11 protein-coding genes are annotated in these 13,181 nt (G+C 63.3%); 5 read left to right on the plus strand and 6 right to left on the minus strand.

The window, feature by feature from the left end:
• The first annotated feature begins 145 nt into the window (after positions 1 to 145).
• Complete coding sequence (locus tag NG900_RS15680; protein ID WP_252682020.1) at positions 146 to 1,687, plus strand: methyl-accepting chemotaxis protein; 1,542 nt, start codon at positions 146 to 148, stop codon at positions 1,685 to 1,687.
• Between the two features lie 129 nt (positions 1,688 to 1,816).
• On the opposite strand, the gene NG900_RS15685 is transcribed toward NG900_RS15680, so the two are convergent.
• The 6 genes from NG900_RS15685 to NG900_RS15710 form a co-directional block, all read right to left on the minus strand.
• Positions 1,817 to 2,125, minus strand: coding sequence for an H-NS histone family protein (locus tag NG900_RS15685; RefSeq protein ID WP_252682022.1), 309 nt, complete (start codon positions 2,123 to 2,125; stop codon positions 1,817 to 1,819).
• A gap of 404 nt (positions 2,126 to 2,529) precedes the next feature.
• Positions 2,530 to 4,617: a putative bifunctional diguanylate cyclase/phosphodiesterase gene (locus NG900_RS15690; RefSeq protein ID WP_252682024.1), complete on the minus strand. Its 2,088-nt coding sequence runs from the start codon at positions 4,615 to 4,617 to the stop codon at positions 2,530 to 2,532.
• A 287-nt stretch (positions 4,618 to 4,904) separates the two neighbouring features.
• Entirely contained in the window at positions 4,905 to 6,008 is a 1,104-nt protein-coding gene (locus NG900_RS15695) for a helix-turn-helix transcriptional regulator (RefSeq protein ID WP_252682026.1), read from the minus strand.
• A complete protein-coding gene (locus NG900_RS15700; protein WP_252682029.1) occupies positions 5,986 to 6,165 on the minus strand; it encodes a hypothetical protein in 180 nt (59 codons plus the stop codon). The genes NG900_RS15695 and NG900_RS15700 overlap by 23 nt, the downstream gene beginning before the upstream one ends.
• 128 nt (positions 6,166 to 6,293) lie before the next feature.
• The gene (locus NG900_RS15705; RefSeq protein WP_252682031.1) at positions 6,294 to 7,979 is read right to left on the minus strand and encodes a ShlB/FhaC/HecB family hemolysin secretion/activation protein; all 1,686 of its coding nucleotides are present in this window, start codon (positions 7,977 to 7,979) and stop codon (positions 6,294 to 6,296) included.
• Between the two features lie 264 nt (positions 7,980 to 8,243).
• Positions 8,244 to 9,731 (minus strand): collagen-like triple helix repeat-containing protein, encoded by a 1,488-nt coding sequence (locus NG900_RS15710; protein WP_252682033.1) that lies wholly within the window; start codon positions 9,729 to 9,731, stop codon positions 8,244 to 8,246.
• A 444-nt stretch (positions 9,732 to 10,175) separates the two neighbouring features.
• On the opposite strand from NG900_RS15710, the gene NG900_RS15715 reads away from it, so the two are divergent.
• From NG900_RS15715 to NG900_RS15730, 4 genes are all read left to right on the plus strand, one after another.
• Positions 10,176 to 11,243, plus strand: coding sequence for a collagen-like triple helix repeat-containing protein (locus NG900_RS15715; protein ID WP_252682035.1), 1,068 nt, complete (start codon positions 10,176 to 10,178; stop codon positions 11,241 to 11,243).
• Between the two features lie 572 nt (positions 11,244 to 11,815).
• On the plus strand, positions 11,816 to 11,995 hold the full coding sequence (locus tag NG900_RS15720) for a Flp family type IVb pilin (protein WP_252682037.1): 180 nt from the start codon (positions 11,816 to 11,818) through the stop codon (positions 11,993 to 11,995).
• A 93-nt stretch (positions 11,996 to 12,088) separates the two neighbouring features.
• Positions 12,089 to 12,553, plus strand: coding sequence for an A24 family peptidase (locus NG900_RS15725; RefSeq protein ID WP_420804160.1), 465 nt, complete (start codon positions 12,089 to 12,091; stop codon positions 12,551 to 12,553).
• Between the two features lie 81 nt (positions 12,554 to 12,634).
• A complete protein-coding gene (locus NG900_RS15730) occupies positions 12,635 to 13,129 on the plus strand; it encodes a TadE/TadG family type IV pilus assembly protein (protein ID WP_289813816.1) in 495 nt (164 codons plus the stop codon).
• The last annotated feature ends 52 nt before the right edge of the window (positions 13,130 to 13,181 follow it).

Genomic DNA, 13,181 nt, shown 5'->3' on the forward strand with positions numbered 1-13,181 from the left:
TCCACCTGGGTGAACTTGGGTATTTGCCCTAATCAAGTTTTCTTCATGCGTACCCGATAGCTCAAGCAGAGCGCGTGCAATCGCGCCGGGGAGCGCTGCGGGCCGTATGCGTCCGCAGACAAAAGAAACGCTTGGAGGATGGAAGATGAATCGACTCACGCTTCGTCAGAAGCTGTGGCTGCCGCTCGTCCTGAGTTGGCTGTGTCTGCTGTTGATCACGGTATGGAGCGCCTGGGAGACCCGCACCCTGCGCCTGGAAGAGCGCCAGCGCGACTTGCAGAACATCAGTGAAGCCGCGTTCAGCGTCATCAAGGATTACGGCCAGATGGCGCAGGAAGGCAAGCTCACCGCCGACGAGGCCCGCGCCCAGTCGCTCGCGCGCATCAAGACGATGCGCTACGGCAAGGATGGCTACTTCAGCATCAACCAGACCAATTCGGTCATGGTGATGCACCCGATCAAGCCGGAAATGAACGGCAAGGACATGTCGGGCTTTACGGATCCGGCCGGGACGCACCTGTTTGAGGAAATCTCCCGCGTGGGCAAGAACGGCGGCGGCTTCGTCGATTATCTGTGGCCCAAGCCAGGCGCCGAAGCACCGCAGCCGAAGAAGAGCTACGTGCTGTATTACCAGCCGTGGGATTGGTGCCTGGTCACGGGCACTTACATGGATGACATCGCCACCGCATTCCGCGCTTCGTTGATCAAGGCGTTGGCTCTGCTGTTCGGCATCGGCTTGCTGATGACGGCGGTGGTGGTGGCGGTCACGCGCAGCCTCCAACGCCAGTTGGGTGGCGAGCCGGCCTACGCCGCCAGCATTGCCGGCCGCATCGCCGCCGGTGATCTGGCCGTGCAAGTGCAGACCCGTTCGGGCGACCGGGACAGCATGCTCTTCGCCATGGCGCAGATGCAGCGCGAGCTGACGGGCACCATCGGCAACATCAAAAGCTCGGCCGACTCCATCGCCAGTGCCACCAAGCAGATCGCGGCCGGTAATGCCGACCTGTCGCAGCGCACGGAGCAGCAGGCGTCGTCGCTGGAAGAAACCGCGTCGAGCATGGAAGAGCTGACCTCCATCGTGAAGCAGAACGCCGACAACGCACGCCAGGCCAGCACACTGGCGGTCAACGCCTCGGACATCGCGGTCAAGGGCGGCGAGGTGGTGGGACGCGTGGTCGAGACCATGTCGGGCATCAACGAGAGCAGCAAGAAGATCGCTGACATCATCGGCGTGATCGAAGGCATCGCTTTCCAAACCAACATCCTGGCGCTGAACGCCGCCGTGGAGGCCGCGCGCGCCGGCGAGCAGGGGCGTGGCTTTGCCGTGGTGGCCGGTGAGGTGCGCAGCCTGGCCCAGCGCTCGGCCAGTGCGGCCAAGGAGATCAAGGAGCTGATCGGCGATTCGGTGGGCCGCGTGCAGAATGGCTCCGCCCTGGTGGAAGAGGCTGGTGTGGTGATCGGGGAAGTGGTGACGGCCGTCAAGCGCGTGACGGACATCATGGGTGAGATTTCCGCGGCATCGGACGAGCAGAGCAGCGGCATCGAGCAAGTCAACCAGGCCGTCAACCAGATGGACGAGGCGACGCAGCAGAACGCCGCACTCGTGGAGCAGGCGGCCGCGGCGGCGCTATCGCTGGAAGAGCAGGCGCAATTGCTGCGGTCGGCGGTGGGGCGCTTCCAGGTGTAATGGCATGGCGCCCAAAACGCGCCGCTGAGGAGCAAAGAAAAAGGCCGGCGAATTTGCCGGCCTCTTTCTTGTGTGGTTTCCGGCGCGCCTCTTTGTGCGGGCTCGGATGGTTGCGCAAAAAAGCGCAGGTCAGGCGATCAGAAAATCCTCCATCTTGCGGCCCGACGACAACTCCTTGACCAGCCAGCCCGGACGTTTGCCACGGCCCGTCCAGGTATTGCCGTTGTTGTCGCGGTAGCGCACGGGCACCTTGCGGCCGGCCTTCTTCGAGGCTACGGCACCCTTGGCGCCAAAACCGAGGTCATCGGCGGTCAGGCCGTATTCCACGATCTTCTGCTTGATTTCAGCGATCACCGTCGCCTGCTCATTCGCCCGGAGTTCATCGGCCTGGCGTTGTAGTTCAGAGATCTTCTGAACGATTTCCTTGTAAGTCGGCATTATGGATTCCTCAACATTGCAATTGAAACAATGGGCACGCTCCCCGTAGCCCACGGCATTATAACGAGTCTGCAGGTGAGAAATGAATTTCGTTAAGACCTTGTGTCAACATGCGGATTTCTTGTGCCGATGTACTTTGCACAAACCCGCTTCACGTGGGCGTTTACGCAATGTGGTGCAGTCGTGAACATATGAAGCAAATCAAAGGCGGTTGTGTTCTACGGCAATCGATGTGGCGCACCAGGGCTGACACAATCTGTACACATTTCTTCTTTTTATGTGATTGCTTCATTGCTTAGGAAAGCGCGTGGCGACTCAGCTCATATTTATCCGTTCCAGGGTTGAAAGGTTCCTGAAAGGAAAATATTTCATGCCTCAAAATGGCGCATTTTCACACTGGGGTTTCAAGCGTACTCGAATCCGAGTAGGCGTTGAAAATCCGTAGCGGGCAGGGGGCGTGCCAGCAGGTAGCCTTGCACCTGATCGCATTGCAGATTCACCAGGGCCTCCATTTGTGCCTCGGTTTCTACACCTTCAGCCACCACGGTCATATCGAGCGAATGTGCCATCGCGCAGACGGCGCGAATGATGGCCGCCGCTTCGGCCGGGTTATCGTCGAGCGCGGAGACAAACGCGCGATCGATCTTGATCTGCTGAGCGCGAAAGCGCTGCAGATAACTGAGGCTGGAATAACCGGTGCCGAAATCGTCGATGGCCACTTCAAAACCGAGCGACTGGATCTGGCGGATCGTCGCAATGCTCTGACCGGCATCGCGCATGGCGGCAGTCTCGGTGATCTCGAACATCAACCGGTGCGCCGACACCTGGTAGCGATGCAGGATCTGCGACAGGCGTTGCACAAGATCGGGCTGCTGGAACTGCCGCGGCGACAAGTTGACGGCAATGCGTTGCGGCACCATGCCGAGGGCGTCCCATTGCATGATCTGGCGGCAGACTTCCTCGACCACCCAATCGCCCAGCTCGACGATGGTGCCGGTGCGCTCGGCCAACGGGATGAACTCCGCCGGCGACACGGGCCCGAGTTCCGGGTGATTCCACCGCAGCAATGCCTCCGCGCCCGTCATGGCCTGCGTGCGCGCGTCGAACTTCGGCTGGTAGTACACCGACAACTGCCCATTGAGCGCGGCATGCGAGAGCGCGCGCTGAATCTGGAGCACACGGTGCGCCGTAGTGTTCAGGCGCGGCTCGAAGAAGCGGTAGGCATTGCCGGTGGACTGCTTGCAATCGAACATGGCGGTGTCGGCATGCTCGAGCAGCGCGTCGGCCGTCGCACCGTTGTGCGGATGAACGACCACGCCGATGCTTGCTGTCGCGCGCAGGCGGCGGCCATTCACCTCCACGGATTCGCGCAGGCGGAACAGCAGCTTGTCGCCGATGGTGGCGGCGGCCTCGGGTAGCGCCAGGCCTTCGACGAGGATGCCGAACTCATCGCCACCCAGGCGCGCCACGGTGTCTTCGCCGCGGATGGCTTGGCGCAGTCGCTCAGCAATGATCTGCAGCACGCGATCGCCGGCGTTGCGGCCGTGCTGGTCGTTGATCTGGCCGAAGTTGTCGAGATCCAGGTAGAACAGCGCGAACGGGCGCCCGCGGCGCGTGGACGAGAGGATTGCGGCCTCCAGCGCTTCACGCAGGTGCAGGCGGTTGGGCAGGCCGGTGAGCGCGTCGTGGTGTTGGGGTGCGGGCATCTGGCTGGTCACGCGCGCCAGCGATGCGGCCAGATGCGCATGTGCCGAATCGACGCGGGTCTCCAGCATGATCAGCATGGCGTGCAGACCCAGCGCCAGGAGCACGCCACCGGCGCTCAGCATGATGACGGGCACGATATGCATCGTGGATTCGTCGGCAGGCCAGGCGGCCGTTGACGGCCACAAGACAAGCGAAAGCACGGTGGTCGTTGCCAGCACTGCCGCGGCACGTGCGCGCACGCCGACTGCGGAGCGGCGAAGTGTCGGTGGCGCATGGAATGCCATGCTCATCGCCAGGCAAACCCCTGCGCCGAGCGCGAGCGTGCTGCCGCCCCAGCCGAGCAGGGCGCCGCGCAATGGCAGTGCGTTGGCCTGGGCCCACGGACGCGCCAGATACAGCTCCATCGCCATCAGCCCGATGCCGAGCGCCACGGCGCCCATGGCGATGTTGCGTCGCTGCGGTGTTTGCGCGCCGCTGGCCGGCGATGTGTGTGGCAGCACCATGGAGAATGCCGCCAGCGACGCGGCCAGCGCAGTCATCAGTGTTGCCGTGATGGGCGCAGAGACGGGTGTGCCCACCTGCCGATGCAAGCCAAGCTGGCCAAGCCAGAGCCCCGACCACAACCCAATGCCGAGAATCGCCGCGCAGGCGATGCGCCAGTTACGGCGTTTTGCGACCGTCGAGCCCCCCGGCAGACGTGTCGCAGCGTCCAGTGCAGCAAACGTGGTCAAGCCAGTGCTGACCCACGCAAACAGCAGCAGCGCGATATGGAAATCGTTATGCATGCGAGCGCATCCGGCGCGGTCTCCCCGATCTACAACCGCGCCTAGTTTGAGTTTTGCGGCGAGGATAGCGCAAAAGCCCACCGTTTCAGGCCGCGAAAAAGAGCGTTTGTTGCGCGCTATTCACAGGATGTGGTGGGATTCTTGGCCGTGGCCATGCCACATCAAGCGAGCATGGCGGCGCCACGCCTGTCTTGATGCATCGGCAAAAAACGGCAGAAGGTGACCCGCGGGTATACGCGGATGGCCGGACGCCCGCCATTGGGCGTCGGAAGTGATGGCGCCGGAAGTTATGCGTTCAAGCGACCACGCCGACGCGTCGCTGGTGTGGCGGCACCGGCGCGCTCCAGGTCGACGCTGGGCAGCAGATGCAGCAGCCGCACCAGCTCGGACTGGCGGTGCGTGCCGGTCTTGCGCAGGATGTCGCGGATATGGACGCGCACCGTATGCAGCGAGAGGAATTCGCGCTCGGCGATCTCCTGCAGCGTTTCGCCGGCAGCCAGCCGCGCGGCGACGATGCACTCCTTGTTGGTCAGCCCGAATAGCGAGGCCAGTACACCGGCGTCCATGACCGAGCGCGCTTCGGAGTTGCCGACCAACACCAGCGCCAAGGGGGTGGCCCATGCAGAGCGCATGGCGTCGGAAGGCGCAAGCGGCGTGGCAATGAACGGCACTGGTCGCCCATCACGCGCCAGATACATCCACGAGCCGGCCGCGCCTTGCACGCCCATCGAGCCCGTTGCGTGTTCGATCAGATTGCGCAGGGCGCCGTCGTGTGTATGGTCTGCGGAGCGCAACATGCCGTCATCGAGTGACAACCGGTCGTCTTCTGTGGCCATTGTGCGGGCCCACGCATTGGCATACTTCACGCGCATCGTGCGCTCGATCACCATCACGCCAAAGTCGAGCGTGTCCAGCCCAGCCATGCCGAGCGCGGCGAGTTCGTTCAACTCCAGATTGCGCTGCTGCATGCGCGCAGCGCGCTGCAGGTGCGGCAGCACACGCTGCAGGCGTGCCTCGCGTTCGGCGGCGTTGACTTCTGATGCGCCATCGCCGGTGCGCAGCTGCATCGTGACCCGCATGTCGGGCGTGTCGATGAGCGTGACGGCGTCGGCGGGGGCCGCTTCGAGGTGCTCGGCGCTGAGCAACTCCGGGTCCTTGCAGAAGGCATTGCAGTGGCCCGGTTGCGGGCAGTGCTGGCACCAGCCCGAAGAAGCGCCATGGCGCGGCGTATCGGTGTGCTTGTCCCAGACGAAATAGTGGGCGCTTTCGGCGCCTGCGTAGACAGAGAGCAGGGCCAGCGCGATCGGCATTTGCGCAGGCTCGAGTACCGCCTCGTAGATGGTATCGACGAGTCGATGGAACTCTGCGTCATCCGATAGACGTTGCAGCATGATGGCCCCCGGTGCGTATTGCGACAGTCAAGGGTTGCGCCCCGTGCTGTCGATGTTGCGGCGTGATGCCGCGGTCGCTGTGGTGATTGTTGTTCTTCTGCGCGACTTCTTTGGTAATCGGCAACGCTTTGGAAAAACTTAACGTTCCGCGTTTCATGCTCCCAAATTCCTGTGGCACTGTATCCCCCCCCTAAGAGGGGAGTATGGGCGACTTTCAGCGCTGAAATAATAAAAAATATAAAAAACTCCTGCACATGTTCACGATCGGGCGCGTGCAGTTCCGCCTCAGTTGAACTGATAGGTGTAGGCCGCTGTGAATCGCAGGCTGCGCGAGCTCGAATTGATCGGTTTGTCGCCCACCGGGCGCGCGATGGCCAGATCCAGCGTGTAGTACTTGCGATCGGAGAAGCGCACGCCCAGCGCGATCGAACCCAACTGGTCATGGACCAGTGTGTCTGCGTTGGAATACACCTTGGCCGTGTCGTACAGCACATAGGGCTGCACGGTCTTCAGGTAGTCCATCGACACTGTAAAGAGCCGATTGAGTTCGAACGACGCGCCCCAGCCGCGGTCGCCGGCCACTTCGCCGGCCGGATACGCGAGGCCGAAGAAGCGCCCGCCAAAGCTGATCTGCTCGGACGAGGGCAGCTTCGCGCCGCTGTATTGCGCGCCGGCGGACACCACCATGCCAAAGCCGAAGGGCAGGTCGTGCGCCTCGCTTGCGGTGATGCGCGTGCGCAGAAAGCTCAGGTCGACGTTGTTGTTGGCATTGGCAGAAGCAGCCTTGCCGGCACCGAGGCTATTGATGCCCTGATACAAACCGAGCGACGCGCGCCGTGTCTCCCCCGGATTGACTTCGGTATACAGCACTTCGGCGCCCGCAACGCGCACCTTGGTATCGAGCTCGGTCTGCGCGAGTGCGGTGTCCTGCGGTGTGTAGCGCTGCTTGTCGTCGTTGCCGTAGAAGGTGCCCGTCACCGTCAGGTTGCGCGTATTCGACAACAGCACCGGATAGCTTAGCGACAGCCCCAGCCGTTGCGTATCGGTCAGGTAGCGCGATTGGTAGCCCAGTTGTTCGAGCGGCAGGTTCTCGGGCATGCCGCGATAGTGTGACCACGACAGCTTGGCCAGCAGCCCATCCGTGCCGATCGGCTGGGCCCAGGTGGCCGAGTAGAACGTCTCGTGTTCGGGCCCGCGCGGCTGCAGCGTCGACACGGTGATCTGCTCGCCAAGCGGCGTCACGCTGTTGAGCGTGCCCGTGATGATGGCGCGCACACCCGGGGAGCGGTATTCGACGCCAGTGCCGATGGTGTACGGTTGGCGCTTGACGTTGAGGACCAGTTCGCTTGCGCCATCGGTGGTGGTGGGCGGCTGCACAGTCGCGGTGATCTGCACGCCGGGCTGCTGCGCGAGCACGCCCGTCACGCGCTCGAAGGTCTCCTTGCGCAGCGGACGCTCATCCATCATGCGTTGCGAGATCTCGCGCAGGCGTTTCTCCAGCGGCCCCGGTGTGCCCTCGATGCGCATGCGCGCGACATAGCCTTCCACCACCGTGACGCGCACCACACCGCCTTCAAACGTTTGTGCGGGAACAAAGGCAAATGAAAGGGGAAAGCCGCGATCGGCATACAGCTTGGTCACGTCGTTCGCCGTCTGCAGCAGTTGCGCGACGGTGATGTCGTGCCCGGCCAGCGGCGCGAAATGCGCGGCGATCTCGGGAAACGGCAGCGTCTTCACGCCTTCGATCTGGAACTTGGTGGGCGTGAGGTGCGTGGCGAGCAGGTTCTCCAGGGCCGGGTTCGGCCGTTGGACTTCCACCTGGATCTTCTGCTGGGGCGGGCGGGAGGTATCGACCTTGGGCAACGTGTCGATCGGGTTGCCCTGGGTGGGGCTGCTCTGGGCCCAGCTCAATGCCGGGCCGGTCAGTGCAACGCCTGTGGCCAGGGCCAACCGCATGGTGGTGGTCCGCACGCCTGTCTCCTCCGTGATATTCGTTTGTGATGTCGCGAAGCTGTGTAGCCGCGCGCTGCATCAAACGATAACCGCGAGACATGGTGCTTTACAACAAGACACATAGAGGGAGCGTTCACCCGACGCAACGGCCCACGTAGACAGGGGCGCGGCGTAGGGGGATGTCTGCAATCCCAATGACGATGCCGCATTACGCGGCATCGATGCGTTTGAAACGCGACAGCGGCGGACCAGCGTGGTAGCTGGTCCGCCTGCCCAGGTGGGTTAGCGATGCGTGCCGCCCAGCGCGGTGCCAACCGTACCGAGCAGGCCGCCCACGACACTGGTGACCGGCGACAGCGGCGTGGTCCCGCCTGTCGACGTCAGGGTGGTGCCCACCGTGTTGACCACGGTACCGACCGGCGCCGTGACAGCGCTGACGGGCCCAAGTGGATTGCTCGTGCCGCCAGCCGTGCCACCCAGGCCACCGAGCGCGCCGGTGACCGGCGCGAGCGAGCTGCCGCCGCCCGTGGCGCCACCCACGCTACCCAATGCGCCCGTGAGCGAGCCCAGCGGGTTGCCGCCTGCGCCACTGGTCAGACCGCCCAACGCGTTCGTGATGGGCGCCAATGGGCTGCCACCCGTGCCACCGCCCAAGCCGCCCAACGCGTTGGTGATCGGCGCCAACGGGCCGCCGCCGGTGCCGCCACCCAAGCCGCCGAGGGCGCCGGTGATGGGCGCGAGCGGGCTGCCGCCGCCAGTGCCACCGCCCAAGCCGCCCAGCAGACCCGTGATCGGCGCGAGCGGATTGCCCCCCGATGCTGTCGGCGAATACACGACGCCACCCAGCGCTGCCACCGTGTTACCCGTTGCCGTCACCACGCCGCCCAGGCCGCTGACGACCGGAACATTGGCCGCGGTGAGCGTGGTACCGCCTTGCGCCACTGCGCCGCCAAGCGTGCCCAGCAGCGTGTTCACCGGCGAGCCCAGGCCGGAAGCCGCGCCCAGCGTTTGCGTGCCGCTGGTGATCTGCGACGTCAGCGGCACGATGGCCGTGCTCAGTTGCTGCGTGAGCTGCTCGACCGGTCCGGTCGACAGGGCCGTGCCCAGCGTGCCGCCACCGTTGGCCACCGCCTGGCCGACTTGCGTCACCACGCCGGCCAGCGGCGTCGTCACGGGGGCCAGCGGCGCCAGTTGGCCGGTACCCAGGTTGTTGACCAGCGTGCCGGCGCTCGTGACCGTATTGCCGGCCCCCGTCACCACGTTACCCAGGCTCGAGACCGTCGTGCCGACTGGGTTCGGATTGCGGCCGATGCTGCCCAGTCCATCCTGCACGCCCGTACCCAGCGCCGAGACCGTGGCGCCTGCGTTTTCCACGACACCACCCAGACCGCTTTGCACGCCGCTCAGTTGCGAGGGCAAGGGCGCGGTGGCGATGGTCGAGCCGAGGCCGCTCACGGTCGAGCCGGCGGCTTTGACAATGTCGCTGGCCTTATTGAATACCGCGCCGGTCGGCGTCAGAGGGGCGGGGGCCGGAGCCGGCGAGGGGGACGGCGACGGCGAAGGAGAGGGCGACGGTGAAGGAGAGGGGGAAGGCGACGGCGACGGTGCGGGCGAGGGCGTTGGCGTTGACCCGCCACCGTTGTTGTTCGAACTGCCGCCGTTTGAGCCGCCCAGCGAGCCGCCCATGTCGCCCGAGCCGGAACTGGCGCAACCGCCCAGCACCAGCAGGCTTGCCATGGTTGCCGCCAGGCACTTGATGTTCTTGTTCATGGTGGATCTCCCGTTTTAAAAGTCCGCTTTTTTGAGCTGGAAAATGTCCCAATGTCGATCTGGGGTGGCCGGACTCTGCAAACGGTGTGCCATGGCAACATTATTACGCGATGCGTAATTTATTATCACAATGCGATATATTCGGCATCGAAATATGTAGAAATGATCAAAATATCCCCCTAATGAGGGGGTTATGTCGGTTTTCAATGTGTTCCGTGTCACGTTACGTCGTAACGCTCGGAACATGGATTTGGGAGGGTTAACGCACACCTTTCGGATTAGGGTAATGCCGGATGTGTTGCCCGCGGACCCAACCCCCGTGCCGGTCCTGATGATTTGAGTATTGGTTCTAATGTCCCTGGCATGGCATTTGCAGAATGTGGGTCGCAGTACGCAGTTCCGAGCTCAGACATCAGGACACATCATTCCAAAAAAGGACGAACCATGACTCAGATTCGCCACTCCATTCGCGTTGCGCCACTGGCCTGCGCTGTTGCCGCGCTCATGCTGGCGGCTTGTTCTTCGGGAGGTTCGGGCTCGGGAAGCTCGCCCAATAACCCCAGCCCGAGCGATACGACGGGCGTGACGCCCATCGGCAAGGTGGCCAACGGCGGCGGCAACACGGTTGTGGCCACGGGCCAGGCGGTCAGCAGCTTGGGCGCCACGCTGCAGAACGCGAATATTCCGGGCCTGTCCGACCAAGCCAAGGCTGGCCTCGGCGGTACGGTCGATAACACAGGCAAGGCTGTCAGCGATCTGGGCCTGGGCGTCCAGACTGGTCTGGGCAAGATGGGCAAGAACCCCAACCCGATCGGCACGACCGTGGCCAGTACGGGCAACGTTGTGACCGACCTGGGCCAAGCAACGGTGAGCGCCGGTTCGCTGGTGCAAGGTCTGGGACAAGGCTCGGGCGCGCCGCTGGCGCCGATTACCCAGCCGGTGGGTGGTGGTGTGCAGCAGGTCGGCCAAGCGCTGATCGGTGGCGGCACGATGCTGGGTAGTGCGTTGTCTTCGGGCGCGGTTCAACAGGTGACGCAGCAGCTGAGCACGGCCATCGTGCCCGTGACGACGCAGATTACTAATGGGACGCAATCCGGTGGCGACATGACCGGCCTGGGCGCCCCGTTCAACTCGCTACTGGGCACGATTGGCGGTGGCGTGGCCGGTGCCGGCAACACCATCACCGGGACGGGTGTGCCGGTGGTGTCGAACCTTGGCCCCGTGGTGACGTCGGTCGGGACGACCGTAGCGGCCCTTGGCGGCGTTGCCACGACGGGCGGCTCGTCCGGCAGCAACCCTCTGGGCGGCTTGCTGGGCGGCGTGGGTGGTGCTGGCGGGGGCTCTAACCCGTTGGCCCCCGTGACCGGCGCGCTGGGTGGTGCAACTGGTGGCAGCAACCCCTTGGCACCTGTGACAAATCTGCTGGGCGGCGCGACCGGCGGGGCATCGGGCGGCAATCCGCTGGCCCCTGTTACGAACTTGCTGGGCGGCGTGGGCAGCCTGGCGCACTGAGCAGTACCTGTCTGTGCTCTTGAAGGTGCGCGGGCGTGTTCCCGTCGCTCGCGCATCCTTTTTTTGTCTAGACAGAGATGGGGAGCGTTCGAGAGAACCCCTCTGATTAATGGAAAGCCCGTCCTAAAATGAGTTTAATCTGGTCATCATTAAGGGATTTCCATTAGCTTTCAGAGGGTTGGAACGATTTCAGAAAAATTAAATAGAGAATTCACTCTAATTGAGTGCAAGTACCTCAACTGAGTTATTTTGTTTGCGGCGCCGCACGCCTATAAAACCGTTACGGGGTGTTACGTGACATACGTGACATCCCAGAAAAATAGGTTCACGGGGTTGGGCGTGTGGTGGTCATTGGACGTTTCTGTGGGACCAGGAGCGTCTGATGCGGTCATCTTCGTTTCGTTGGCGGAACGATCATGAAAGCAGCGAAGATTTTTCTTTCGCTCGCGTCATCGCTCTAAATCCCCAGGCGTTTTATCCGTTATTACACACATGAACTGGCCGCGACTGGAGCGCCGCAGGCTGGTCGATATCAACAACATCCGCGGGCGAGTGCAAACAGGAGAGAGAGCATGAAAAACGCCATTCTGAAGTTCCTTCGCGACGAACAAGGCGCTACGGCCATCGAGTACGGGCTGATTGCCGGGTTGATCGCTGCCGTCATCGTGACGACTGTTGGTCAACTTGGCGGCCTGATCGAGACCAACTTCAAGGCCATCTGTAACGGCATCAAGGCTGGCACGTGCCCCTGAACCGCCTTGATTAGCCAAACAGAAATCATTGGCTGGACGAGCGTAGCGCTACTCGCACTCATCACCATCACATACGACTTTCGCTCGCGGCGCGTGCCTAACTGGCTCGTCGCCGCTGGGCTGGTGCTGTCTGTCGTGCTCGTGACATGCGGGCCGATCTGGGCACTGGCTTACGACTGGCGTGACGTCTTGCTGGGCGGGGCGATTGCGTTTGCGAGCTTCCTGCCGCTCTATGCCATGGGTTGGATGGGCGCGGGCGACGTCAAGTTCTTCACGGTGGCGGGCATGCTGGCGGGCTGGCATGGCCTGATAGCGGTCTGGCTGGTCGCCAGCCTGCTGTCCGGGGTCCATGCGCTGGCGATCATGCTGCTGCGCCGGATGGACGCGTCTGAACCGGCTGCCTGGATGGTCATGCGCGTAGTGCCGGGTCTGGCGCGCTGGCAGACAACAGAAGTCGGACGGCGCGGCATTCCTTATGCGGCGTACATGGCGGTGGGTCTGTTGTGCCTGCAGTGGGTGCCATCCGAGATGCGCGTGCCTTGGCTGCCGGGCATGTAGTACTGGGGCGCGTAAGCGCCGCAGTGGACGACAAGATCCGCTTAAGCGGACTGTTCGGGCCTTAAATGGAAGGAGTCGGCTATGCCGGCATTAGAACGGGACAGTGTGCGTCGCTTGACGCACGGGGGCAGGTCGTGCCTCCTCAGTCAAGGGCGCAGCCGCGGAGGTGCGGCATCCGTTGAATTTGCGGTGGCGTTGCCGGTGCTGTTGCTGATGATGCTCGGCATCACCTACTACGGGCTGATTTTCGCCGTGCAGCAGGCATTGACGCTGGCCGCTGAAGAGGGCGCCCGAGCCGCACTGCGCTATCAACCGTCCAATACGCAGCGTGTGGCCGCCGCTTTTACGGCCGCCAGTGCCACGCTGCCGTCCTTCATCAGTTCCCAGGTCACCACAAACCAGAGTGGTACGCCACTGGTGACATGCCCGAGCATGACCGGCATGCAGTGCCTGAGCGTGGTACTCACGCTGCCGGTCACCACGGGTTCCAGTCCGTTTCTGCCTGCCATTCCGCTGCTGCCGGTGCCGGACACGCTGACGGGTTCGGCCGTCGTGCAGCTCGTGCAGGGGTCGTGATGCGTCTCGACCCGTTGGCTCTTCTTGTTGAATGCATGGATAGACCGTCCAG

It is taken from the genome of Ralstonia soli, assembly GCF_023955655.1.
Taxonomy (GTDB): Bacteria; Pseudomonadota; Gammaproteobacteria; order Burkholderiales; family Burkholderiaceae; genus Ralstonia; species Ralstonia soli.